Source organism: Pseudomonas sp. FP1742 (assembly GCF_030687145.1).
Classification (GTDB): domain Bacteria; phylum Pseudomonadota; class Gammaproteobacteria; order Pseudomonadales; family Pseudomonadaceae; genus Aquipseudomonas; species Aquipseudomonas frederiksbergensis_D.
Map to the genome: position 1 here is coordinate 1,049,626 of NZ_CP117460.1, position 24,412 is coordinate 1,074,037.

At 59.3% G+C, this 24,412-nt stretch carries 26 protein-coding genes and 1 pseudogene; 11 read left to right on the forward strand and 16 right to left on the reverse strand.

The features are described from left to right. Positions 1–75: 75 nt before the first annotated feature. Together PSH64_RS04535 and algW are read right to left on the reverse strand one after the other, a co-directional pair. Positions 76–374, reverse strand: a pseudogene (locus PSH64_RS04535) (hypothetical protein); the annotation flags it as partial. A gap of 121 nt (positions 375–495) precedes the next feature. Beyond that, positions 496–1,653, reverse strand: coding sequence for a Do family serine endopeptidase AlgW (algW, locus tag PSH64_RS04540; protein ID WP_105340091.1), 1,158 nt, complete (start codon positions 1,651–1,653; stop codon positions 496–498). Positions 1,654–1,756: 103 nt separating this feature from the next. Here algW and PSH64_RS04545 point away from each other — a divergent pair, with 103 nt between their 5' ends. The 3 genes from PSH64_RS04545 (at position 1,757) to cysN (ending at position 5,611) form a co-directional block, all read left to right on the forward strand. Next, positions 1,757–2,515, forward strand: coding sequence for a Nif3-like dinuclear metal center hexameric protein (locus PSH64_RS04545; RefSeq protein WP_018927191.1), 759 nt, complete (start codon positions 1,757–1,759; stop codon positions 2,513–2,515). Between the two features lie 270 nt (positions 2,516–2,785). After that, positions 2,786–3,703 (forward strand): sulfate adenylyltransferase subunit CysD, encoded by a 918-nt coding sequence (cysD, locus tag PSH64_RS04550; RefSeq protein ID WP_105340092.1) that lies wholly within the window; start codon positions 2,786–2,788, stop codon positions 3,701–3,703. 9 nt (positions 3,704–3,712) lie between these two features. Then, positions 3,713–5,611 (forward strand): sulfate adenylyltransferase subunit CysN, encoded by a 1,899-nt coding sequence (gene cysN, locus PSH64_RS04555; protein ID WP_305480091.1) that lies wholly within the window; start codon positions 3,713–3,715, stop codon positions 5,609–5,611. A 168-nt stretch (positions 5,612–5,779) separates the two neighbouring features. Here cysN and PSH64_RS04560 read toward each other — a convergent pair whose 3' ends face one another. Genes PSH64_RS04560 through PSH64_RS04570 form a run of 3 tightly spaced genes read right to left on the reverse strand, consistent with a single transcriptional unit; the run spans position 5,780 to position 9,180 of the window. Further along, positions 5,780–6,688 carry an acyltransferase gene (locus PSH64_RS04560; RefSeq protein WP_105340094.1) on the reverse strand — a complete coding sequence of 303 codons (909 nt, stop codon included), beginning with the start codon at positions 6,686–6,688 and terminating at the stop codon, positions 5,780–5,782. Then, positions 6,689–8,788 (reverse strand): phosphate acetyltransferase, encoded by a 2,100-nt coding sequence (pta, locus tag PSH64_RS04565; protein WP_105340095.1) that lies wholly within the window; start codon positions 8,786–8,788, stop codon positions 6,689–6,691. 59 nt (positions 8,789–8,847) lie between these two features. Beyond that, complete coding sequence (locus PSH64_RS04570) at positions 8,848–9,180, reverse strand: DUF3565 domain-containing protein (RefSeq protein WP_305480094.1); 333 nt, start codon at positions 9,178–9,180, stop codon at positions 8,848–8,850. Between PSH64_RS04570 and PSH64_RS04575 the strand changes: the two genes are divergently transcribed. The 3 genes from PSH64_RS04575 to PSH64_RS04585 all read left to right on the forward strand — a co-directional run bounded on the left by PSH64_RS04575 (position 9,149) and on the right by PSH64_RS04585 (position 11,532). After that, positions 9,149–9,634 (forward strand): peptidylprolyl isomerase, encoded by a 486-nt coding sequence (locus PSH64_RS04575; protein WP_105340096.1) that lies wholly within the window; start codon positions 9,149–9,151, stop codon positions 9,632–9,634. The two genes, PSH64_RS04570 and PSH64_RS04575, sit on opposite strands and share 32 nt — an antisense overlap. Before the next feature lie 124 nt (positions 9,635–9,758). Beyond that, positions 9,759–10,241, forward strand: a complete 483-nt coding sequence (locus PSH64_RS04580) for a glutathione peroxidase (RefSeq protein ID WP_105340097.1) — start codon at positions 9,759–9,761, stop codon at positions 10,239–10,241. Positions 10,242–10,428: 187 nt separating this feature from the next. Further along, positions 10,429–11,532 (forward strand): NADH:flavin oxidoreductase, encoded by a 1,104-nt coding sequence (locus PSH64_RS04585; RefSeq protein WP_305480096.1) that lies wholly within the window; start codon positions 10,429–10,431, stop codon positions 11,530–11,532. A gap of 114 nt (positions 11,533–11,646) precedes the next feature. On the opposite strand, the gene PSH64_RS04590 is transcribed toward PSH64_RS04585, so the two are convergent. Both PSH64_RS04590 and cysZ read right to left on the reverse strand, forming a co-directional pair. After that, positions 11,647–12,846 carry a glycosyltransferase family 1 protein gene (locus PSH64_RS04590; protein WP_105340099.1) on the reverse strand — a complete coding sequence of 400 codons (1,200 nt, stop codon included), beginning with the start codon at positions 12,844–12,846 and terminating at the stop codon, positions 11,647–11,649. Positions 12,847–12,886: 40 nt separating this feature from the next. Next, positions 12,887–13,642, reverse strand: a complete 756-nt coding sequence (cysZ, locus tag PSH64_RS04595; RefSeq protein WP_105340347.1) for a sulfate transporter CysZ — start codon at positions 13,640–13,642, stop codon at positions 12,887–12,889. A 314-nt stretch (positions 13,643–13,956) separates the two neighbouring features. Between cysZ and trxB the strand changes: the two genes are divergently transcribed. Then, the gene (gene trxB, locus PSH64_RS04600) at positions 13,957–14,919 is read left to right on the forward strand and encodes a thioredoxin-disulfide reductase (protein WP_007942183.1); all 963 of its coding nucleotides are present in this window, start codon (positions 13,957–13,959) and stop codon (positions 14,917–14,919) included. A gap of 199 nt (positions 14,920–15,118) precedes the next feature. Here trxB and PSH64_RS04605 read toward each other — a convergent pair whose 3' ends face one another. The 7 genes from PSH64_RS04605 to PSH64_RS04635 all read right to left on the reverse strand — a co-directional run bounded on the left by PSH64_RS04605 (position 15,119) and on the right by PSH64_RS04635 (position 19,562). Further along, positions 15,119–16,369 carry an aspartate aminotransferase family protein gene (locus PSH64_RS04605; RefSeq protein ID WP_105340100.1) on the reverse strand — a complete coding sequence of 417 codons (1,251 nt, stop codon included), beginning with the start codon at positions 16,367–16,369 and terminating at the stop codon, positions 15,119–15,121. Positions 16,370–16,542: 173 nt separating this feature from the next. Continuing rightward, positions 16,543–16,881: a HopJ type III effector protein gene (locus tag PSH64_RS04610; protein ID WP_105340101.1), complete on the reverse strand. Its 339-nt coding sequence runs from the start codon at positions 16,879–16,881 to the stop codon at positions 16,543–16,545. Next, positions 16,874–17,170 (reverse strand): DUF1244 domain-containing protein, encoded by a 297-nt coding sequence (locus PSH64_RS04615; RefSeq protein ID WP_018927179.1) that lies wholly within the window; start codon positions 17,168–17,170, stop codon positions 16,874–16,876. The genes PSH64_RS04610 and PSH64_RS04615 overlap by 8 nt, the downstream gene beginning before the upstream one ends. A gap of 68 nt (positions 17,171–17,238) precedes the next feature. Further along, complete coding sequence (gene folX / locus PSH64_RS04620; protein ID WP_105340102.1) at positions 17,239–17,610, reverse strand: dihydroneopterin triphosphate 2'-epimerase; 372 nt, start codon at positions 17,608–17,610, stop codon at positions 17,239–17,241. Positions 17,611–17,612: 2 nt separating this feature from the next. Next, a complete protein-coding gene (gene folE / locus PSH64_RS04625) occupies positions 17,613–18,188 on the reverse strand; it encodes a GTP cyclohydrolase I FolE (protein ID WP_305480102.1) in 576 nt (191 codons plus the stop codon). Between the two features lie 22 nt (positions 18,189–18,210). Further along, positions 18,211–18,921 carry a dihydromonapterin reductase gene (folM, locus tag PSH64_RS04630; RefSeq protein WP_305480104.1) on the reverse strand — a complete coding sequence of 237 codons (711 nt, stop codon included), beginning with the start codon at positions 18,919–18,921 and terminating at the stop codon, positions 18,211–18,213. Positions 18,922–18,992: 71 nt separating this feature from the next. Beyond that, complete coding sequence (locus PSH64_RS04635) at positions 18,993–19,562, reverse strand: antibiotic biosynthesis monooxygenase (protein WP_105340105.1); 570 nt, start codon at positions 19,560–19,562, stop codon at positions 18,993–18,995. A 209-nt stretch (positions 19,563–19,771) separates the two neighbouring features. On the opposite strand from PSH64_RS04635, the gene PSH64_RS04640 reads away from it, so the two are divergent. Then, a complete protein-coding gene (locus PSH64_RS04640) occupies positions 19,772–20,731 on the forward strand; it encodes a MerR family transcriptional regulator (protein WP_244914190.1) in 960 nt (319 codons plus the stop codon). A 3-nt stretch (positions 20,732–20,734) separates the two neighbouring features. Here PSH64_RS04640 and PSH64_RS04645 read toward each other — a convergent pair whose 3' ends face one another. Both PSH64_RS04645 and PSH64_RS04650 read right to left on the reverse strand, forming a co-directional pair. Beyond that, positions 20,735–21,340, reverse strand: coding sequence for a hypothetical protein (locus tag PSH64_RS04645; RefSeq protein ID WP_105340107.1), 606 nt, complete (start codon positions 21,338–21,340; stop codon positions 20,735–20,737). Positions 21,341–21,394: 54 nt separating this feature from the next. After that, the gene (locus tag PSH64_RS04650) at positions 21,395–21,871 is read right to left on the reverse strand and encodes a PAS domain-containing protein (protein ID WP_105340108.1); all 477 of its coding nucleotides are present in this window, start codon (positions 21,869–21,871) and stop codon (positions 21,395–21,397) included. 103 nt (positions 21,872–21,974) lie between these two features. Between PSH64_RS04650 and PSH64_RS04655 the strand changes: the two genes are divergently transcribed. The 3 genes from PSH64_RS04655 (at position 21,975) to PSH64_RS04665 (ending at position 24,347) form a co-directional block, all read left to right on the forward strand. Next, positions 21,975–22,430, forward strand: a complete 456-nt coding sequence (locus PSH64_RS04655) for a flavodoxin (protein WP_105340109.1) — start codon at positions 21,975–21,977, stop codon at positions 22,428–22,430. Between the two features lie 231 nt (positions 22,431–22,661). Next, complete coding sequence (locus PSH64_RS04660; protein WP_105340110.1) at positions 22,662–23,444, forward strand: class II aldolase/adducin family protein; 783 nt, start codon at positions 22,662–22,664, stop codon at positions 23,442–23,444. After that, on the forward strand, positions 23,445–24,347 hold the full coding sequence (locus PSH64_RS04665; RefSeq protein ID WP_305480108.1) for an alpha/beta fold hydrolase: 903 nt from the start codon (positions 23,445–23,447) through the stop codon (positions 24,345–24,347). It abuts the gene before it with no gap. Positions 24,348–24,412: the final 65 nt, after the last annotated feature.

The window sequence follows — 24,412 nt, forward strand, 5'->3', positions numbered from 1 at the left end:
TCAGCGGATCGACCTCTGGCAGAGTCAGCAATTTCATCTGATCAAGTTTCGGCAGTTTTGCTCCTGGCTGGTAAATCGCCAGGCGTCGGTGCCCGGGTCGAGTGCGAAGACGTTTTCCTTTTCGATATGGAAGGCGGCGAGGGTGGTACTCAAGCAGTCGTGAAGGGCCGTGTCGGTTTTGGTAGCGCTGGAAGAACGCGTTGCGCAGTGACCCTTGATCGAGCCGGGGGATTCGTAGTCGGAGATGACGCTGATGGCGTCCAGTTCAGGGCTTGGGATGCTTCGGAGATGACTGGATCCCCCTGCAGACAAAGGACCGGGCCTGCGAGGGAAGCCATGCTTCTAGACGACTTGTTATGTCGTTCAATAGTCATATTGAAACAACATAACGTGCCTGGTGTGAGTATCTGCTGTAACAGCTTCGGAGTTAAGGGGCTGCTGATTGTGCAAAAAAAGTCGTCCGAACACGGCCCGAACCTTCAGCAGCTCCTTGGCCTATTCTTCTTTTTCCTGGATCGGTGCAGGCGGCGGACGCAGGCCGATTTCTGCGGTGAGCTTGAGCTCTTTGCCATTGCGCATGACCTGGATCGTGACCTTGTCGGTCGGTTTGATGCGCGCCACCTGGTTCATTGACTTGCGACCATCGCCAGCCGGTTCACCATCAATGCTGAGGATCACGTCGCCCAGTTGCAGGCCGGCCTTCTGCGCCGGGCCGTCACGGAAAATCCCCGCGACCACAATCCCCGGACGTCCCGACAGGCCAAACGACTCCGCCAGTTCCTGACTCAACGGTTGCACTTCGATGCCGAGCCAGCCGCGAATCACCTGGCCGTGTTCGATGATCGACTTCATCACTTCCATCGCCAGTTTGACCGGGATCGCGAAGCCGATGCCTTGCGAGCCACCGGACTTGGAGAAAATCGCCGTGTTGATGCCGGTCAGGTTGCCGTTGGCGTCCACCAGCGCACCGCCGGAGTTGCCGGGGTTGATCGCGGCGTCGGTCTGGATGAAGTCTTCGTAGTTGTTCAGGCCCAACTGATTGCGCCCGGTGGCGCTGATGATGCCCATGGTCACGGTCTGGCCGACGCCGAACGGGTTGCCGATGGCCAGGGCCACGTCGCCGATGCGCAGATTGTCGGAGCGGCCGACGGTGATCGACGGCAGGTTTTTCAGATCGATCTTCAACACCGCGAGGTCGGTTTCCGGGTCGCTGCCGATGACCCGGGCCAGGGTTTCACGGCCATCCTTGAGCGCCACCACAATCTGGTCGGCACCGCTGGTCACGTGGTTGTTGGTCAGCAGGTAACCTTCCGGGCTCATGATCACGCCCGAACCGAGGCTCGACTCCATGCGCTTCTGCTTGGGCGAGTTGTCGCCGAAGAAGCGACGGAACTGCGGATCCTCGAACAGCGGATGGCTGGGTTTGTTGACCACTTTGGTGGTGTACAGGTTGACCACTGACGGCGCGGCCGTGGTCACCGCGTCGGCATAGGACACCGGGCCCTGTTGCACACCAAGGGTCTGCGGGGCCTGCTGCAGATTGACGTCCTGGCTCGGTAACCCGACCCATTGCGGGTAACGCTGAATAATCAATAGAGCGATAAGCACGCCGGCCAACAGCGGCCAGCCGGAAAAACGCAGCGCCTTGAGCATTAAGCACGTCCTACAGAGGTTGCAGGCGGTGTGAGACCGCCCATAATGTCGCGCATTATACGAGGCCGCGCGCGCCTCTGAACGGGATATTTAGGAGTCTTTTATGGCCGTCGCCTTGAGCACCCTGGTCGAAGAAGCCGACCGCTATCTTGCCAGTGCGAAGATCGCCGATTACTGCCCCAACGGTTTGCAGGTCGAAGGCCGGCCGCAAGTGATGCGCATCGTCAGCGGCGTCACCGCCAGCCAGGCGTTGCTGGACGCCGCGGTGGAGGCCCAGGCCGATCTGGTGCTGGTGCATCACGGCTATTTCTGGAAAGGCGAGAACCCGTGCATCACCGGTATGAAGCAGCGCCGGTTGAAAACCCTGCTCAAGCACGACATCAGCCTGCTGTCCTATCACTTGCCGCTGGACCTGCACCCGGAAGTCGGCAACAACGTGCAGCTCGCCCGGCAGCTGGACATTACCGTCGAAGGCCCGCTGGATCCGGACAATCTGAAAATCGTCGGCCTGGTCGGCTCGTTGAGCGAACCGATGACCCCCCGCGATTTCGCCCGCCGCGTGCAGGAAGTCATGGGGCGCGAGCCATTGCTGATCGAAGGCAGCGAGATGATTCGTCGGGTCGGGTGGTGCACCGGTGGTGGCCAGGGTTACATTGACCAGGCGGTGTTGGCCGGCGTCGATCTGTACCTCAGTGGCGAGGCCTCCGAGCAGACGTTCCACAGCGCCCGGGAAAACGACATCAGTTTCATCGCTGCCGGCCACCATGCCACTGAGCGTTACGGTGTGCAGGCTTTGGGCGATTACCTGGCACGACGTTTCGCCCTCGAGCACATCTTCATCGATTGCCCGAACCCTATTTGACGGGCGGATTGTTGATGAACGCCCCAGGATCAAATGGGGGAGCGGGCTTGCTCGCGAAAGCGGTGTATCAGTCAACATCTCTGTTGAATGTGAATCCGTCTTCGCGAGCAAGCCCGCTCCCACACAAGTCCTCAAACACCCGAACGGGGGGGTATATTCATATACCCTTTCGATCTAGCAGCCGTCCTGATTAGAAGAGGGCGCTGTGCTAGGATTCCCCGCTCGAACACGGCCCGCAGGCCGTCCATAAGATCGTTTTCGTGAGTAGCCATGGTCGACAAACTGACGCATCTGAAACAGCTGGAGGCCGAAAGCATCCACATCATCCGCGAGGTCGCCGCCGAGTTCGATAACCCGGTGATGCTGTACTCCGTCGGTAAAGACTCCGCCGTGATGCTGCACCTTGCGCGCAAGGCATTCTTCCCGGGCAAACTTCCGTTTCCGGTGATGCACGTCGACACTCGGTGGAAGTTCAAGGAAATGTACGCGTTCCGCGACCGCATGGTTGAAGAACTCGGCCTGGACCTGCTGGTACACGTCAACCCCGATGGCGTAGCGCAGGGTATCAACCCGCTGACCCACGGCAGTGCCAAGCACACCGATATCATGAAGACCGAAGGCCTCAAGCAGGCCCTCGACAAGTACGGCTTCGACGCCGCATTCGGTGGCGCCCGTCGCGATGAAGAGAAGTCCCGTGCCAAAGAGCGCGTGTATTCCTTCCGTGACAGCAAGCACCGCTGGGACCCGAAGAACCAGCGCCCGGAGCTGTGGAACGTCTACAACGGCAAGGTCAACAAGGGCGAATCGATCCGCGTATTCCCGTTGTCGAACTGGACCGAACTGGACATCTGGCAGTACATCTACCTGGAAGGCATCCCGATCGTGCCGCTGTATTTCGCAGCCGAACGTGATGTCATCGAGATGAACGGCACCTGGATCATGATCGACGACGAACGCCTGCTCAATCACCTGAGCGACGAAGACAAGGCGCGCATCGTCAAGAAGAAGGTCCGTTTCCGTACACTGGGCGACTACCCGTTGACCGGTGCTGTCGAGTCCGAGGCCACCAGCCTGACCGACATCATTCAGGAAATGCTCCTGACGCGAACTTCCGAACGCCAGGGCCGGGTCATCGATCACGATGGCGCCGGTTCCATGGAAGAAAAGAAACGTCAGGGTTATTTCTAAGGGGTTGTCATGTCGCACGCATCTGATTTGATCAGCGAGGACATCCTCGCCTACCTGGGCCAGCATGAACGCAAGGAAATGCTGCGCTTTCTGACTTGTGGCAACGTCGACGACGGCAAGAGCACCCTGATCGGGCGCCTGCTGCACGACTCCAAAATGATCTACGAAGATCACCTGGAAGCCATTACCCGCGACTCGAAAAAAGTCGGCACCACTGGCGAAGACATCGACCTGGCGTTGCTGGTCGACGGCTTGCAGGCCGAGCGTGAGCAGGGCATCACCATTGATGTCGCCTACCGCTATTTCTCTACCGCCAAGCGCAAATTCATCATCGCCGATACCCCCGGCCATGAGCAGTACACCCGCAACATGGCCACCGGTGCGTCCACCTGTGACCTGGCGATCATCCTGGTCGACGCCCGTTACGGCGTGCAGACCCAGACCCGTCGTCACAGCTTCATCGCCTCGTTGCTGGGCATCAAGCACATCGTGGTCGCCATCAACAAGATGGACCTCAACGGCTTCGACGAAAGCGTATTCGAGTCGATCAAGGCTGATTACCTGAAGTTCGCCGAAGGCATCGCGTTCAAGCCGAGCACCATGGCGTTCGTGCCGATGTCCGCGCTCAAGGGCGACAACGTGGTGAACAAGTCCGAGCGCTCGCCGTGGTACACCGGCCAGTCGTTGATGGAAATCCTCGAAACCGTCGAAATCGCCAGCGATCGCAACTACACCGACCTGCGTTTCCCGGTGCAGTACGTCAACCGTCCTAACCTGAACTTCCGTGGTTTCGCCGGCACCCTGGCCAGCGGCATCGTGCACAAGGGCGACGAAGTCGTTGTGTTGCCGTCGGGCAAGAGCAGCCGGGTGAAATCCATTGTCACCTTCGAAGGTGAGCTGGAGCACGCCGGCCCAGGTCAAGCGGTGACGCTGACCATGGAAGACGAAATCGACATCTCCCGTGGCGACCTGTTGGTGCATGCCGACAACCAGCCGCAAGTGACCGACGCCTTCGACGCCATGCTGGTGTGGATGGCCGAAGAGCCGATGCTGCCGGGCAAGAAATACGACATCAAGCGCGCCACGACTTACGTGCCGGGCTCGATCACCAGCATCGTCAATCGCGTGGACGTGAACACCTTGGCCGAAGGCCCTGCCAGCTCGTTGCAGCTGAACGAGATCGGTCGGGTCAAGATCAGCCTCGACGCGGCCATCGCGCTGGACGGTTACGACAGCAACCGCACCACCGGTTCATTCATCGTCATCGATCGTTTGACCAACGGCACGGTCGCGGCGGGTATGATCATCGCTCAGCCGCTGGCGCATGGCAGCAGCTCCCACCACGGCAAACTGGCCCATGTAGCCACCGAAGAGCGCGCCCAGCGCTTCGGTCAGCAACCGGCCACCGTGTTGTTCAGCGGCCTGTCGGGCGCTGGCAAAAGCACCCTGGCGTATGCGGTTGAACGTAAGTTGTTCGACATGGGCCGCGCGGTGTTTGTGCTCGATGGCCAGAACCTGCGCCACGACCTGAACAAAGGCCTGCCACATGATCGCGCCGGGCGTACTGAGAATTGGCGTCGTGCGGCGCACGTTGCGCGTCAGTTCAACGAAGCCGGCCTGCTGACACTGGCGGCGTTTGTTGCCCCGAGTGCCGAAGGTCGTGAGCAGGCCAAAGAGCTGATCGGCAAGGAGCGTCTGCTGACGGTCTACGTCCAGGCCTCGCCGACGGTCTGCGCCGAGCGTGATCCGCAAGGTCTGTACGCGGCGGGCGGCGACAACATCCCGGGCGAATCCTTCCCGTACGACGTGCCGCTCAATGCCGATCTGGTGATCGACACCCAGTCGCTGTCGCTGGAAGAAAGCGTCAAGCAAGTGCTGGATCTGCTGCGCAAGCGTGGCGCGATCTAAGCATTAGCTGAAAACAAAAAGCCCGCCGTTGAGTGATCAGCGGCGGGCTTTTTCATGTCTGGTGATATTCAAATGTGAGAGCGGGCTTGCTCGCGAAAGCGGTGTGTCAGTCGACATCAATTGTGAATGTCAGTCAGCATTCGCGAGCAAGCCCGCTCCCCCAGGGGATCAGCATCGGTTTGGGAATTCGCGGTGCATCTGCCCCAACAACGCATCCTTGTCATTCCACAACTGATTGATCCAGCCCTGAAACTCCAGGCGATACACCCCATCCTGGTCGTAGTTCTTGCCGACGAACTGCGGCGGAATCTTCAGTTCCTGAAAGTGCACCACTACATCTTTCACCTTGCCGCAGAGCAAGTCCCAATAACCCGGACGCCCGGCCGGGTAGTGGATGGTGACGTTGACGATGGCTTCCAGCTGGTCGCCCATGGCATCCAGCACAAAGGCAATGCCGCCCGCTTTCGGCTTGAGCAGGTAGCGGAACGGTGAACTCTGCTGGGCGTGTTTGCTCTCGGTGAAGCGCGTGCCTTCGACGAAGTTGAAAATCCCCACCGGGTTATTGCGGAACTTGTCGCAAGTCTTGCGGGTGGTCTCCAGGTCTTTGCCTTTCTTCTCGGGATGCTTTTCCAGATAGGCCTTGGAGTAACGCTTCATGAACGGAAAACCCAGCGCCCACCACGCCAGGCCAATCACCGGTACCCAGATCAGTTCCTGTTTGAGGAAGAACTTCAGCGGGCGGATGCGACGGTTGAGCACGTACTGCAACACCATGATGTCGACCCAGCTCTGGTGGTTGCTGGTGATCAGGTACGAGTGCCGATAGTCCAGGCCTTCCAGCCCGTCGAGCTGCCAGCGTGTGTGCCCGAGCAAGTCCATCCAGGCCTTGTTATTGCTGATCCAGGCTTCGTGGATGTGGCCCATCAGCCAGTCGGTGAAGCGCTGGGCGGCGGGGAAGGGCAGCAGCAGTTTGAAAATCGCCACGATGAACAGCGGGGTGCAGCAGACGATTGTGTTCAGCGCCAACAATAGCGAGGCGATCACGCCACGCACGGGGGCAGGTAGAAAATCCAGCATTTAAACATCCATAGGTCGGTTGGCCGCTTGAATCGCGGTCAACGCGATGGTGTACACGATGTCATCGACCTGCGCGCCACGCGGCAGGTCATTCACCGGTTTGCGCAGGCCTTGCAGCATCGGCCCGAGGCTGACGCAGTCGGCACTGCGCTGTACGGCTTTGTGGGTGGTGTTGCCGGTATTCAGGTCGGGGAACACGAACACCGTGGCACGACCGGCCACCTGACTGTTGGGCGCCAATTGCCGGGCAACCATTTCGTTGGCGGCGGCGTCGTATTGCAACGGGCCGTCGATCAACAGTGAGTTTTGCTGTTCGTGGGCGAGCAAGGTGGCCTCGCGAACCTTCTCGACTTCTTCGCCGCTGGCCGATTCACCGCTGGAGTAGCTGATCATCGCCACCCGTGGAGTGATACCGAACGCCGCTGCCGAATCGGCGCTTTGCAAGGCGATCTCGGCCAGTTCGCTGGCGCTTGGGTGCGGGTTCATCACGCAGTCGCCGTAAACCAGCACTTCTTCGGGGAACAGCATGAAGAACACCGACGACACCAACGTGCAGCCCGGCGCCGTTTTAATAAGCTGCAGGGCCGGGCGAATGGTGTTGGCGGTGGAGTGAATGACCCCGGACACCAGTCCGTCGACCTCATCCAGCGCCAGCATCATGGTGCCGATCACCACGGTGTCTTCCAGTTGTTGCTCGGCCATCGGTGCATTGAGGCTTTTGGTCTTGCGCAGCGCAACCATCGGCTCGACGTAACGCTCGCGGATCAAGTCCGGGTCGAGAATCTCCAGCCCTGGTGGCAACTCGATACCTTGGGCGCGGGCGACGGCTTCGACATCAGCCGGTTTGGCCAGCAACACACAACGGGCGATGCCCCGTGCCTGGCAGATCGCGGCAGCCTGCACGGTCAACGGTTCGCTGCCTTCGGGCAATACTATGCGCTTGTTGGCGATCTGGGCGCGCTGGATCAATTGATAGCGGAACACTGCCGGTGACAGGCGCATTTCCCGTGGCGTGCCGCAGCGTTGGTGCAGCCAGTTGGCGTCCAGGTGGCTGGCGACGAAATCGGTGATGATCTCCGCACGTTCGCGGTCGTCGATCGGGATTTCCTTGTTCAAACCGTTCAACTGGTTGGCGGTGTCATAGGAGCCGGTGCTCACCGACAACACCGGCAGGCCGGCCTGCAAGGCGCCACGGCACAGATCCATGATGCGCGGATCGGGCAGGGTATCGCTGGTCAGCAACAGGCCGGCCAAGGGGACGCCGTTCATCGCCGCGAGGCTGACCGCGAGGATGATGTCGTCGCGATCACCGGGGGTCACCACCAGCACGCCGGGCTTGAGCAGTTCCACGGTGTTGCGCACGGTGCGGGCGCAGATGATGATTTTGGTCATGCGCCGGGTTTCGTAGTCGCCGGCGTTGAGTACCTGAGCCCCCATCAGCTCGGCCACGTCGCGGGTGCGCGGTGCGTTCAGTTCCGGTTGAAACGGGATGCAACCGAGCAGACGGAAATCGCCGCTGCGCAGCAACGGTGAGTGTTCCTTCAGGCGCGAGGCGAAGGCGTCCATGCTCTCGTCGGTCTTGACCTTGTTGAGGATCACGCCCAGCACTTTCGGATCTTTCGGCCCGCCGAACAATTGCGCCTGCAATTCCACCCGGCCGGACAATTCGGTCAGCACTTCGTTTTCCGGTGCCGAGACCAGAATCACGTCGGCGTCGAGGCTCTTGGCCAAATGCAGGTTGACCCGCGCCGCGTAACTGGCGCTGCGGGTCGGGACCATGCCTTCAACGATCAGCACGTCCTTGCCCACAGCGGCTTGCTGATAAAGGGTGATGATTTCTTCGAGCAGTTCGTCCAGCTGACCGTCGCCGAGCATCCGCTCGACATGGGCCAGGCCCAACGGCTGAGGCGGTTTCAAGCCGTGGGTGCGGGCTACCAGTTCGGTGGAGCGCTCAGGCCCCGTGTCGCCGGGGTGAGGCTGGGCAATCGGTTTGAAAAAGCCGACTTTGAGGCCCGCCCGTTCAAGGGTACGCACCAGCCCGAGGCTGATGGAGGTCAGACCCACACCAAAATCGGTGGGTGCGATAAAAAAAGTTTGCATGCGGATTCTCTGGAGGTGCATGGCAGTGGCGATCATCTATAACTGACAATCTGCCCAAATCAGTCGCCAAGATTATCGCTAACCGAGCCTTGTGCGCACCAACCGCAATCAAAGGGCTGACCTATTTTTTCATTGCGCAGCGAAGAGTCCAGCACCCAGGCCCTGGATTGCCAGGGCGGCTGGTGCCGCAAGTGTTGGGTATGGCCGCAGGAAAGCTCGGCAACCCAGTGGCCATCTTCGTCCTGATGAAAGCCTGTCACGGTGGAAACCGCGGTCCGTCTGTCCGGGTTGTGTTCGCTTTCGGGCGATTGCTTCGCTAAACTTGGACATTCATCATTCTTATGCAAAAGGTCTCGCCCCATGCTGATCGCCGCCAATAAGGCTGTCTCCATCGACTATACCCTGACCAACGACGCTGGTGAGGTCATCGACAGCTCCGCCGGCGGCGCGCCGCTGGTCTACCTGCAAGGCGCGGGTAACATCATTCCAGGCCTGGAAAAGGCGTTGGAAGGCAAGGCCGTCGGTGACGAACTGAAAGTCGCCGTAGAACCTGAAGATGCCTACGGCGAATACGCTGCCGAACTGGTCAGCACCCTGAGCCGCAGCATGTTCGAAGGCGTCGACGAACTGGAAGTGGGCATGCAGTTCCACGCTTCCGCTCCGGACGGCCAGATGCAGATCGTCACCATTCGCGATCTGGACGGCGACGATGTCACCGTCGACGGCAACCACCCGTTGGCCGGTCAGCGCCTGAATTTCCAGGTCAAGATCATTGCCATCCGTGACGCCAGCCAGGAAGAAATCGCTCATGGTCACGTCCATGGCGAAGGTGGCCATCACCACTGATTTTCTGCGCTAAGCTTTCGAGAACTGGAGAGGCGCCCGAGGGCGCCTTTTTAGTCCGCGGCTGTCCCCGGTGGCACCGCCAAGTGGCTGTTTCGAGAAGAACACAGGAAATTTGGAGTCCGTCATGAGTGCTTTTCACGACCTTAAACTGACAGCCCTGGATGGTCAGGAGCTACCTTTGGCGCCCTTCAAGGGGCGTGTCGTGCTGGTGGTCAACGTCGCCTCCAAATGTGGCTTGACCCCACAATATGCGGCGCTGGAAAACCTTTACCAGCAATACAAGGACAAGGGGTTCAGTGTGCTGGGCCTGCCGTGCAACCAGTTTGCCGGGCAGGAACCGGGCACCGAGCAGGAGATCCAGGCGTTCTGCAGTCTCAACTATGGCGTGACCTTTCCGTTGTCCAGCAAGCTGGAAGTCAACGGTCACGAACGCCATCAGTTGTACCGCCTGCTGGCGGGCGAGGGCGCGGAATTTCCGGGCGACATCACCTGGAACTTCGAAAAATTCCTGTTGGGCAAGGACGGTCGCGTATTGGCGCGGTTCTCGCCGCGCACGGCGCCGGATGATCCCGCTGTCATCCAGGCGATCGAAAAAGCGCTGGGCTAAAAAAGAAAGATCAAAAGATCGCAGGCTCGGGCAGCTCCTATGGGTGTACACATTCCCCTGTAGGAGCTAACCGAGCCTGCGATCTTTTCGTTTCTAATCCTTAATCACTTAAATCAATAGTGCTGTTCAAGGCTGGATGCTCTCCATATTATCGCCGTCATAAAGTCTATGTCCCGTGGAGCGTCCCATGCCTGTCAAAGCCCTGTTCAAGCCTTTTCACCTCGGCGCTCTCGAACTGCCGACCCGCGTCGTCATGGCGCCGATGACCCGCTCGTTTTCGCCAGGCGGCGTGCCCAATTCCAAAGTGATCGAATACTACCGTCGTCGCGCCGCTGCCGGAGTGGGGTTGATCATCACCGAAGGCACCACCGTCGGCCACAAGGCCTCCAATGGCTATCCGAACGTGCCGCACTTCTACGGTGAAGCTGCGTTGGCTGGCTGGAAAAAAGTCGTCGACGCGGTGCATGCCGAAGGCGGCAAGATCGTTCCGCAACTGTGGCATGTGGGCAGCGTGCGGCGCATCGGCACCGAGCCGGATGTCAGTGTGCCGGGTTACGGTCCGTCGGAAAAACTGAAAGACGGACAGGTCGTGGTTCACGGCATGACCCGGCAGGATATCCAGGACGTGATCGCCGCGTTCGCCCAGGCCGCCAAAGACGCCCAGAGCATCGGCATGGACGGCGTGGAAATTCACGGTGCCCACGGCTATCTGGTAGACCAGTTCTTCTGGGAAGGCAGCAACCAGCGCACCGACGAATACGGTGGCAGCCTGGCCAACCGTTCGCGCTTCGCCATCGAACTGATTCAGGCGGTGCGCGCCGCGGTTGGCGAGGGTTTCCCGATCATCTTCCGTTTCTCCCAGTGGAAGCAGCAGGACTACACCGCGCGTCTGGTGCAGACACCTGAGGCGTTGGGCGAATTCCTCAAACCGTTGGCCGACGCCGGCGTGGACATTTTCCACTGCTCGACGCGGCGTTTCTGGGAGCCGGAGTTCGACGGTTCCCAGCTGAACCTGGCCGGCTGGACCCGCAAGCTCACCGGCAAGCCGACCATCACTGTGGGTAGCGTCGGCCTGGATGGCGAGTTCCTGCAGTTCATGGTCAACACCGACAAGATCGCCCAACCGGCCAGTCTGGAAAAACTGCTGGAGCGTTTGAATAACGACGAGTTCGATCTGGTGGCCGTGGGTCGTGCTCTGCTGGTGGACCCGGACTGGGCGCAGAAAGTGCGTGACGGGCGTGAGCAGGACATCCTGCCGTTCAGCCGCGAGGCGTTGATGACGCTGGTTTAAGCGGCGACAGGACTGACGCCTTTGCGAGCAAGCCCCACTTTGGATTTGTGAACGACACAGATCAAATGTGGGAGCGGGCTTGCTCGCGAAGGCTGACTCAATGTCATCAAGGATTCAGGGTAATGTCTGTGCATCAGGAACCACCTGCTCCCCAACACAAGCCCCGCGCAACTGTCCCTCGAACTGCTCGATAATCGCCGCCCAGCCCTGACGACTCGCATGCTGGCGCGCATTAAGCCGCACGCTGCGCAAGGTTTCGCGCTCCTCCAGCAGCCAACGTGCCGCATCGCAGAACGCCTGTTCATCTCCGGGCATGGCCAGTACGCCGTTGTAGCCATGGCGAATATGCTGAGCCGCCGCAGCCTGATCGTACGCCACCACCCCCAGCCCCGAAGCCAATGCCTCAAGCACTACATTGCCGAAGGTTTCGGTCAGGCTCGGAAACAGAAACACATCCCCCGACGCATAGTGACTGGCCAGCGCTTCGCCCCGTTGTGAGCCGCAGAAAACAGCCTCGGGCAACTCCTTTTCCAGTACTGATCTCTGCGGCCCGTCGCCGACCACAATCAATTTCATTTTCTGTTGTGGATAAGTAGTTTTCAGCGTGTCGAAACTGCGTTTGAGCAAGCCAAGATTCTTCTCCGAGGCCAGGCGTCCTACATGGATGAAGGCGATGTCACCCTCGGCCAGTCCCCATTGCTCACGCAGCGATTTCAGTCGTTTGGCGGGATGAAACAGCTGGCTGTCGACACCTCGAGAGAGCAACGCCAGGCGCTCGAAACTGCGGCGCTGCAGCTCCAGTTGCTGGCTGGCGCTGGGCACCAGGGTCAGGGTCGAGCGATTGTGAAACCAGCGCAGGTAGTGGGTCAGCAAGCGCGTCAGCAATCCGAGCCCATATTGGTTGGAATACTGCTGAAAATTGGTGTGAAAGCCGCTGACCACCGAAATCCCCAAGCGACGAGCCGCGCGTAACGCCGACAATCCCAGCGGTCCTTCGGTGGCGATGTACAACACATCCGGGCGATGACGTTTCCAGCGTCGCAACAGCTTGTGCATCGACGACTGACCCCATTGCAGGCCGGGATAGCCCGGTAGCGGCCAGCCCCGACACAACAGCAATTCATCGTTGCTACCCATGAGCAGGTCGCCACCCTGACGTGGACGCACCAACTCGACCTGATGCCCGCGCGCGCGCAAACCGTCGCACAAGCGGCCAAGGGTATTGGCCACGCCGTTGATTTCCGGTGGGAAGGTTTCGGTGATCAAGGTGATATGCAGAGCTGTCGTCATGACCTCAGTGTCGGCTGAGGCCATGTCGTCATTGTGACGGCTGGGTGATGGATTTGTGACGAGCCTAGCGGCGTGCCGCCACCAGACTCTCCGCGCCACGCTCACGCACCCAGAACAGCGTCGCCCCGGCCACTGCGGCCGGCATCATCAGGATGTTCACCACCGGAATCAGCAACACCAGATATACGATCCCGCCAAAACTCATGCTCTGCCAGCGCTTCTTGCGCAACCAGGCGAGCATCTCGTTCCAGCCAAGCTTGTGGTTGTCCGCCGGGTAGTCGATGTACTGGATCGCCATCATCCATACCCCGAACAAAAGCCACAGCGGCGCGGCGATGATGTTGACCACCGGGATGAAGGAGAGAATGAACAGCCCGATGGCCCTGGGCAGGAAGTAGCCGAGTTTGCGCATTTCCCGCGACAGGGTGCGGGGGATCATGGCAATCAGTTCACCCCAACTGAAGGTCGGGAAATCGTCGGTGCCACGCACCACCACTTCGACTTTCTCCGCGAGGAAGCCGTTGAATGGCGCAGCGATGACGTTGGCGAGCATGGTGAAGGTGAAGAACACCATCAACACCACTAACACGACGAATATCGGCCAGAGGATGTAACTGAGAAAACTCAGCCAGTCGGGCAGGGACGGCATCAGCGTATCGACCCACATACTGAACTGATGGCCAGCCAGATAGATCAATCCGACGAACAGCACCAGGTTGATCGCCAGCGGCAACAACACGAACAAGCGCAGGCCTGGGCTCAGGACCAGCTTGAGGCCCTCGCGCAGGTATTGCGGGCCAGACAGAACGGGGGCGGGCATAACGTGCTCCGAGCAAAGGGTAAACGCGCCGACCTTACCGGCTTTGCCTGGCAGGCGAAAGTGCGGTTGCGGCATCGACATTAACTGTAACAAAGGCGTCTATATATTCACCTCGATGGGATAGAGACCGCCTATGAGCTGGATTGTTAAACCGTATTTCCTTAATCTTCGCCCCCTCGATACGCTGCACCCATTCTTTTACAGGACTGTCGAGCCCAAGCCTTCCCCAAGTGCTTTCAACGGTCCTTTTTTATTCCCGCCGGCAATCCGGCGTTCCGCGCCCAGTACTTCGGGCCGGTCAACAGGAGCAGGTCATGTCTGAAGTTCGTCATTCGCGAGTGATTATTCTCGGTTCCGGCCCTGCCGGTTACAGCGCCGCGGTCTACGCCGCCCGTGCCAACCTCAAGCCACTGTTGATCACCGGCATGCAGGCTGGCGGTCAACTGACCACCACCACCGAAGTCGACAACTGGCCCGGCGACGTTCACGGCCTGACCGGCCCGGCGCTGATGGAGCGGATGAAAGAGCACGCCGAGCGCTTTGAAACCGAGATCGTGTTCGATCACATCAATGCCGTGGATTTCGCTGCCAAGCCGTACACCCTGATCGGCGACAGCGCGACTTATACCTGCGACGCCCTGATCATCGCCACCGGTGCCAGCGCGCGTTACCTGGGCCTGCCGTCGGAAGAAACGTTCATGGGCAAAGGCGTTTCGGCCTGCGCAACCTGCGACGGTTTCTTCTATCGCAACAAGCCAGTGGCTGTGGTCGGTGGCGGTAATACCGCTGTCGAAGAAGCGCTGTACCTGGCCAACATCGCCAGCACCGTGACCCTGATTCACCGTCGCGAAACGTTCCGCGCCGAGAAGATCCTGATCGACAAGCTCAATGCCCGGGTTGCCGAAGGCAAGATCATCCTGAAGCTGAATGCGACCCTGGACGAAGTACTGGGCGACAACATGGGCGTGACCGGTGCTCGCCTGAAGAACAACGACGGCAGCTTCGACGAAATCAAAGTCGACGGCGTGTTCATCGCCATCGGCCACACCCCGAACACATCGTTGTTCGAAGGCCAGCTGACGTTGAAGGACGGCTACCTGGTGGTGCAGGGCGGCCGTGATGGCAACGCCACTGCCACCAGCGTCGAAGGTATCTTTGCTGCCGGTGACGTGGCCGACCACGTTTACCGTCAAGCCATCACCTCGGCCGGCGCTGGTTGCATGGCGGCTCTGGACACCGAGCGTTACCTCGACGGCCTGCAGAACGCTTCGTTCTGATTCCGTAGAAGGCAAAAAACCGGCTTCGGCCGGTTTTTTTATGCCCACGATTTAGAGGCCGATCAAAAAAACTGTGGGAGCTGGCTTGCCCGCGATAGCCATTTATCAATTCAACATTGATGTCGACTGTCACTACGCTTTCGCGAGCAAGCCCGCTCCCACAGGGGACGATGGTTACTTCCGGATTGCAGTTTGCTGTTCAGGAAAGCTTTGCCAGGCACGTCTCAAGGATATCCAGCCCTTCCTCCAGCACGGCGGCCTCAGTGGTCAACGGCGCCAGCAGCCGGATGATGTGCCGCGACTTGCCGCTGGGCATCAGCAGCAAGCCCGAATCGCGCGCCAGGGCCAGCAGCTGTGTCAGTTGCGCCGAGGCCGGTGTGCCATCGGCATTGCTCAGCTCGATGCCGCGCATTGCACCGACGCCGGTCAAACGGCCCAGGTACGGTGTGAGTTCACGGGCTCGCCAGGATTCGTAGCGGCTGACAATCGCCTCTTCCTGTTGCGTGCCCCAGGCGTGCAGGTGTGCATCACTCATTTCGTCCAGGGTCGCCAACGCGGCGGCGCAGGCGATGGGGTTGCCCGAGTAGGTGCCGCCCAATCCGCCCTTGGGCAAGTTATCGAGCAGCGACTTGCGCCCGACAACCGCACCCAGCGGCACGCCGCCGGCAATGCTTTTACCCAGCAGGATCAGGTCCGGTTCAATGCCCAGTCGCGAGAACGCAAAACGCTGGCCGGTGCGGCCGAAGCCGGACTGGATTTCATCGGCGATCAGCAAGATGCCTTTGTCATCACAGAAACGTCGCAGCGTCTGGGCGAATTCCACATCCATCGCCAGAAAACCACCTTCACCCTGCACCGGTTCGACGATAAAACAGGCCACCTCTTCAACATCGATCTCGACGCTGAACAGCCGCTCCATGGCCTTCAGGGCTTCGGCGCAGGTCACGCCGTTGTCTTTGCTGGGGAAGGGCAGGTGATAGACCGGACCCGGCAGCACGCCGACTTTCTGTTTGTAAGGGGCGACTTTGCCGTTGAGGTTGAGAGTGGCGAGCGTACGACCATGGAACGCGCCGTCAAAGGCAATGATCGCGGTACGACCGGTGGCGCCACGGACGATCTTCAGCGCGTTTTCCGCCGCTTCCGCGCCGCTGTTGGTGAGCATGCCGCTGACCGGGTAATCCACCGGAATGAACGCAGTCAGGCGTTCCATGAGTTCGATGTAAGGCACATGGGGAGCCGCGTTGAACGCATAGTGGGTCAGCCGGGTGGCTTGTTCGCGAATGGCCTCGACAATGCGCGGATGGCAATGACCGAGGTTCAGTACGCCGATACCTCCGACAAAATCGATGTAGCGCTTGCCATCGGTGTCCCAGACTTCGGCATTTTTACCGTGGCTGAGACTGATGGGGTGAACAATGGAAATCGACTGACTGATGGTTTCGCTGCGCATGGATGGCTGACTCTGAAGAAGGGATGCTTCTTTTTATCTAAGCCGCGAGCAGAGGTGCCCGGCAAACGAAATAAAGTTGCCGGGTCAATCTTAAAAGTCGGGATGTGCCCTGATACCGATCGATGGCGCCACAGATTCAGTGTCACTCACATGATGTGTTTTGCGGGCTTCAATCAGCGACGAGTCAGCGGCTGTTGAGCGAATTTCACACCCGCCAAGCCATGGGCGATCAACGCGCGGATATTGCCGTGGTCGCTGCCTTCGGGCGTGGCCAGCACCGAACGATAATGTTCGCCAAACGCCAACAACGCTTCTTCATCGCTCAAGCCTTCCAGCAGCGCCAGCCCCAGAGTCTTGCATGAACCTTCGTTCTGTCCGGCCGCGCTTTCCACGCCACCGTTATTGAAGGCCTGAGGCTGATAGTCGTAGCCGGCTGCGATGAATGCCAGGGTATCGGCGAATGCGTGTTCGCCGCTCTTGAGACTGGCGCGCAGGGTGTTCAGATCACTCATTGGGTTTTCCTTTGGCGAACGCCGCTTGTTGGTCGGCGCTGGCTTCTTTCTGGTATTGGGCTTTCCACTCGGCGTACGGCATGCCGTAAACCACTTCGCGGGCTTCGTCGAGGCTGACGTCGATCTGGCGTTCGTCGGCAGCGGCCTTGTACCACTTGGACAGGCAGTTGCGGCAGAAACCCGAGAGGTTCATCAGGTCGATGTTCTGCACGTCCTTGCGGCTGTCCAGGTGGGCAACCAGCCGGCGAAAGGCGGCGGCTTCAAGTTCCAGGCGTTGTTGATCGTTCATGATGGGCTCTGTGCAATCTAATCGTGGCGCGGATGATAAAAGCCTGGCGAGCGATGCGCCAGACGCGGTCAGCGGCTCGCGGCCAGGGTAATCGACACCGACTCGGCGAAGCGCAGGGCGTGGGGCTTGTCGACTTCGACTTCGGCGTACAGCACCGACTCGTTGGCCATGACCAGGTCCAGCAACTCCTGGGTCAGGCGCTCGAGCAGGGCAAAGCGATTGCCTTCCACGTGGGCGATGATCGCCTTGGTGATGGTGCGGTAGTTCAACGCGTGATCGATGTCGTTGTCACGCACGGCGTCCTGGGCGGCGTACAGGATGGTCAGGTTGATCAGCACATCCTGCTTGTTGAGGATTTCGTCCTCGTTGATCCCGATGAAAGTGCGCAAACACAGGTCCTTGACCCGGATGCGTGCCATTCCTGGTTGAAGTTGTGGCATTACTACTTGCTCCGTCCAATCAATTGCAGGAACTCCTGGCGGGTGTTGCTCGACTCGCGGAAGGCGCCGAGCATCACCGAGGTGTTCATGGTCGAATTCTGTTTCTCGACGCCGCGCATCATCATGCACATGTGCTGGGCTTCGATGACCACCGCGACACCGGCGGCGTCGGTCACTTGCTGCACGGCCTCGGCGATTTGCCGGGTGAGGTTTTCCTGGATTTGCAGGCGGCGGGCGAACATATCCACAAGCCGTGCAATCTTCGACAGGCCCAACACCTTGCCCGTTGGAATATAAGCCACATGCGCCTTGCCGATGAAGGGCAGCATGTGATGTTCACACAGTGAGTACAGCTCGATGTTGTCGACAATGATCATTTCATCGTTGTCGGAGGCAAACAGTGCGCCGTTGACGATCTCTTCCACACTTTGTTCGTAACCATGACACAGGTATTGCATGGCCTTGGCGGCGCGCAACGGAGTGTCTTGCAGTCCTTCGCGGTCGGGGTTTTCACCGAGCCCGATCAGTATCTCGCGATAGCTCCGGGAAAGGGCGTTCTGGGGCAGGGATAACGTCATGGGACATCCTCGCGGGGGCGGCTTATTTGACGTGCCGTCCGCCATTGACGGTCAGGGTCGTGCCGGTGACATAAGGGTTGTCGAGCAAATAGCGCAGGCTCTGGTAGATCACTTCGCTGCCGGGCTCGATGCCCAGTGCGGATTTGGCCAGGACCCTGGCGCGGTACGCCGCGTCGTCGTCGGGATTGAACAGTAGCAGGGCTGGCGCGATACCGTTGACCTTGATGTCTGGCGCGTACTTGGCGGCAAAGGACAGGGTCAGGCTGTCGAGCCCGGCTTTGCTGGCGCAGTAGCCGATGTGCTTGCTGCTGCCCTTGCGAGTCACGTCATCGCTGATGTGGATGATATCGGCGGGGCTTGAGCGTTTGAGCAAGTCGGCACAGTGCAGGTTGATCAGATAGGGCGCCAGCATGTGCACGCTGAACATGCGGGTGAAGGCTTCGGCTTCGGCACCTGGGGTTTCGGCCAGCCATTCGGAGGCATTATGGACAATCGCCCGCAAGTTGTCGGTGTGGTTCTTCAGTTCGCCGATGAACGCGAGAATTCCGGCCTCACTGGAAAAATCCGCGAACAACGCTGTCGCTCCCAGGTCGCGCAGTATCTTTACGCCGGGGCGTTCGCTGCGGTAGCTGAAAATGACCGGATGGCCGTCTTCGAGCAAACGCTGCGCACAGTGCAGGCCGACACGCTGGCCGGCACCGGTGATGAGGATGGGGGCTGCGGAAGAGGTCATGAACGGCTCGCGTCGCGGTTAGAGCAAAACTATACCAGCGACGGGAGCTGTTCACCTATGTCCTGCGGGGGTTACTGATTTTGGGGGGTAGGTGTTGCGGGCAACGGTTGTTGCGGTGCGGTGTGCAGCCAGCCGGCCAACAGATGGGTCGACAGCGGAATAAAGAAATAGACCATCAGCGGTGTCAGGCATAGCGTGCTGACGAACACCCGGGTCAGCAGTCCCGTGTCAGCCAATAGCGGCCCGAGGACGAAGTTGAACAGCAGGGACACTGGAAAAAACGCCAGCCAGATCGCAACAGCCTGTTTCCAGCGTGGCGGGCGTTGACCGACCGCACCGAACCAGCCATCGATGCCACTGACCCGATGCTCCGAAGGATGGGCAAACAGATCGCTGCCACGTCCCAGCCAGGCGGTACGTGATGCGGAATGCTCCCAGGCGTGCAGGGTCTGCTCGTCGGCGAAGCGGAAGATAATCTGGAATTCGTCATCGTCGGGTGGCGGAGCAAGCACGCCAGAGCCTAGATAACCGGGGAAGTCGGTGGCCAGTTGTTCGCCTTCGCGCAACCAGGCCATCAGGTCTTGATAACGCCCATCGGCGACGCGACGTGCAACCATCAGTGTGACGGGTGAGGTAGACATTGTGTATCTCCATACGACAAGCGCGTCGCTCCGGATAGGAGTTTCGCCAGACGCAGCGCCGGGTAGTGGGCTGCGCCTCGGGACAAGCAAGAATTATTCCTGATTGTATCGTGGACGTCAGTACCAAATTCGTTCAACTTCGTGTTGAACTCTACCGGGGCAGGGGAGTTAGAATGGATCCAAATATATACAGGGACGTAGATCTGAAGATGCCTGTGCTCACCGACCTTGCACCTGATTTGCCCTCCAGCATCTCCCTGAATCGAGAAGAGCTGTTCCCGATTCGTGAGGTCGCGCGCCTGACAGGGGTCAATCCGGTCACGCTCAGAGCCTGGGAGCGACGCTACGGGCTGATACAGCCCACACGCACCGAAAGCGGGCACCGTTTGTATTCGCTGATCGATATCGAGCGTGTCCGCAGCATCCTCGGCTGGATCGAGCGCGGTGTCGCGGTCAGCAAGATTGGCAAGATACTGGCCAAGACCGAACCGCTCCAGGTGCCGGAGCGGATCATTCCCGACGAACTCGTTCAAGCCGACTACGGCCAATGGCAGCAGCAGGTCAAGGCGGCAGTGAGTGTTTTTGACGAAGTTCAACTGGAGCACGTCTACGGTCAGATTTTTTCCAGTTATCCGCTGACGGTTGTGTTCCAGGACATCCTGATTCCGATCTGGAAGCTATTGCTGCAACGCCATGATGCGTTCGGTCAGACCAGCGAGTGGCTTTTTCTGGATGGCTTTCTACGGTCTCGAGTATTGCAACGGCTGCTGCTGGTGCGTGTCATGCAACCGCGACGAGTGATTGTCTGCGCCCTGGCCGATCAATGCCGTGAACTCGAAGTGCTGGTCACGGCGCTGTATCTGAGCAGCGTCGATTCGGCTATTCAGTTGTTGGCGATCGGTCAGCCCTTCGACGAGTTGATCCTGGTCTGTGAGAAGATCAAGCCCAGGGCACTGGTGCTGATTTCCAATCATGCGCCGGCCGCCGAACTGCCTCGACGTTTGAACCGTCTGGCCATGGGGCTGGATTGTCAGCTGTTTCTGGCCGGGGATGCGTCGGACCTGGCGCAAGAGAGCCTGGCCGGGTCGTCGGTGGGGTGCCTTGGAAACGAGGGAGTGTTGATGCGCCAGCGTCTGAAACAGTTCCTGGCGGGAAACCTGGATACCTGAGATTCAAATATGCAAAGCAGGATGGGTCAGGCGATGTTGCTGAAGGATGTACTGACGCAGACGTTCGGTTTCGTCCTTGTCACTCTGGCTCAACTCGTAGGCGTAGAAACCTTGTTCGGTTTCACGCTCGAAGGTGCCGCGCAATGCAATCCGCTCATAGCCTGAAGGGCTGAACCACAACGCGAAGTGCTTTGGCGCTTTGGTCTTGTTGCGAACTTCCAGCAAAACCCCTTTGAACGATATTTCGTGCACCCACATCGTGCCGGGTTGTCCCTTGGCATTTTCCAGCGCCACCGGCTCTTCGAGCGCCAGGCGCCATGGCCGAATCATCGGCCCGTCTTCATAGATGCTGGGGACACCGAGGCGCAGATGCATTGCGTGAAATTCATCTTCCACCAAGTGCAGGGGGAAGGTCATTTGCTGATTTTCGAAGTGGGCCTGGATGGTGACTTGCTCATGAGCGGCCAGGCGTGTGAGCAAGTCACGAATCTGTGAACCGCCGTTGACGAGCAGACTCGACGTCGCATCCCGCACATTGAGCTGTGGGTTGTGTTGCATGGTCTGGATAAAATCCAGCTCATCCTGGGTCAGGAGTGCGTCGCGCTGCATGGTTTGCTCGAAAGAAATAATTACAAAGTCGTTGGTGATTGTAGTAAGTGACCATTAATTCGCAGATTGGTTTGAGCCGTTCGTCGATTTGAGTGCGGCCAGTTCTGCTCGTACCTCGGCCAATTGCGCTTCCAGCTGCGCGACTCGCTGCTGCGCCTTGACCTGTACTGTGACGTCTTTTTGCACACCGACGATATAGGTCTGTCCGTCGTGCGGGTTTCTTACCGTGGAAAGCGACAGTTCGTTCCAGAACGGGGTGCCGTCCTTACGGTAATTCCTGAGAATTTCCCGGCAGGAATCGCCGCTGCCCAACGCCTGGCGAATCAATTCGAGAGCTGCCTGATCGCGGTCTCCGGATTGAAGAAAACGGCAGTCCTGGTAGAGGATTTCTTCGCTGGTATAACCCGTCAAGCGTTCGAATGCGGGGTTTACGTAAATCAGGATATTGTCCTGCTCGCCTTCCTTTTCGGCAATCACGATGCCGTCGTTGGAGGCGTTGATCACCATCTGCAGCAGTGAGGCATTGATCATCGCAGTGTCCTTTGCGTATTGATTCATACGCTGCATTCTAAAAGATCAATGAGGGCCGTGCTGCTAATATCTCGGCCTTTTACTCAGCTTCAGGATCAAATTGATGAAAGTTGCCATCCTTAGCGGCTCGGTGTACGGCACGGCTGAAGAAGTTGCCCGCCACGCTGCAAGCATTTTAAACGCCGCCGGTTTTGAAACCTGGCACAACCCGCGCGCAACACTCGCCGATGTTCAGGCCTTTGGCCCCGAAGCATTTCTGGCCGTGACCTCGACCACCGGCATGGGCGAGTTGCCGGACAATCTGCAACCGCTGTATTCGACGATCCGCGATCTATTGCCCGCCGCCTGGCGTGGTTTGCCGGGAGCGGTGATCGGGTTGGGCGACTCGAGTTATGGCGATACGTTCTGCGGCGGCGGTGAGCAAATGCGCGAACTGTTCGGCGAGCTGGGTGTGCGCGAAGTCCTGCCGATGCTGCGTCTGGACGCCAGTGAAACCGTGACCCCGGAAACCGACGCCGAGCCTTGGCTGGCGGACCTCGTCAGCGCTCTGCGGGGCTGACCGGTCGGCCGCGTGACAGGGCGAGCCATAATGCCCGTCAGACAAGGTGCGCAACTGGTGGGAGCGGCGGTGTTCAGTGCTTTGCCATGGATCCAGACTCATCGCCGTAATGACTCGCTCGGCCATCAAGCTGGCTGTTAATGCAACTACCCGATGTCCGGGGGCTGACTAGACTGCTGTAACGCCAGCCAAACAATAAGAACCCAAGAAAAATAAAAAGAGATCCTTGCCGTGAGCGTAGCCCCCGTCCAATCGCCACACAGTGTCAAAGACCACGTCAGCGCCGCCGAATGGCAAACCCGCGTCGACCTGGCGGCCTGTTATCGTCTGGTCGCCCTGTACGGTTGGGACGATCTGATCTTCACGCATATCTCAGCCAAGGTGCCGGGCACTGAAGACTTCCTGATCAATCCGTTCGGGTTGATGTTCCATGAAATCACTGCGTCGAGCCTGGTCAAGGTCGATCAGGCCGGCAACAAGTTGATGGACAGCCCCTACGAGATCAACCCGGCGGGCTACACCATCCACAGCGCCGTGCATGAAGTCCGGCATGACGTCGTGTGTGTACTGCACACCCATACGGCGGCGGGGGTGGCGGTGTCGGCGCAGAAACAGGGCATCTTGCCGATCAGTCAGCAGTCATTGTTCGTCCTGTCCAGCCTGGCGTATCACGCCTACGAAGGTGTTGCGCTGAACCATGAAGAGAAGGCTCGGCTGCAAACCGACCTTGGTGAAAATAGTTTCCTGATGCTGCACAACCACGGTCTGCTGACCTGTGGCGGCACCATCGCCGATACGTTCCTGATGATGTTTACCTTTCAGCGCGCCTGCGAGATTCAGGTGCTGGCGCAGAACGGTGGCGCGGAGCTGATTGCCATCGAACCGCAGATTCTGGCGGGTGCCAAGGCGATGATCGCCGGTGTTACCAAAAGTGCTCAAGGGATGGGTGGCGCGCTGGCCTGGCCGGCGCTGCTGCGCAAAATCGATAAACAAGACCCGGGTTATAAACTCTAAATGGCACTCGCCGAGATCCCGCTGTGTGTCTGGCGTAAACGCAGTCAGACGTTCGTATTCCGCGGTCAGACCATCCGCTATTGGGCTGCGGGGCAGGGCGAGCCGCTGTTGCTGATCCATGGCTTCCCGACCGCCAGTTGGGACTGGCATTACCTGTGGCAACCGCTGGCGCAGCGCTACCGGGTGATCGCCTGCGACATGCTCGGCTTCGGCGATTCGGCCAAGCCGCTGAATCACGACTACAGCCTGCTGGAACAGGCCGATCTGCAACAGGCGTTACTGGCGCACTTGAACGTCGAGCAACCCGTTCACCTGTTGGCACACGATTATGGCGACAGCGTGGCCCAGGAGCTCTTGGCCCGGCACTATGAAGCGCGCGCTCATATCGCCAGTTGCGTGTTCCTCAATGGTGGACTGTTTCCCGAAACCCATCGCCCGGTGTTGATGCAAAAACTCCTGCTCAGCCCCTTGGGCTGGATGATCGGGCTGGCTTTTAGCCGTGACGCTCTGGTGAAGAGTTTCAAGCAGATCTTCGGTCCGCAGACCCGGCCCAGCGAAAGTGAACTGGATGATTTCTGGAGCCTGGTCGACAGTAATCACGGGCAACGGATCATGCACAAACTGATCGGTTACATACCGCAGCGACGGCTCCAGCGTGAGCGTTGGGTCAGCGCCATGCAGCGCGGCGAGGTGCCGCTGCGCGTTATCGATGGTGAGGTCGATCCGGTTTCCGGCGCGCACATGGTGGCGCGGTATCGGCAGCTGATTCCCGCCCCGGATACCATCCTGCTGCCCGGGATCGGCCATTACCCACAGATCGAAGCGCCGGCACAGGTACTTGAGCACTATCTGGAGTTTCGCGACCGGCTGGTTTTACCGCCGCTCAAAGTGGCGTGTTCCTGATTATCCCGCTGCCTTATCGCGCACCATTCAGCCGCCCCCGTGTTCATTGTGACCGGCAGCCCTGT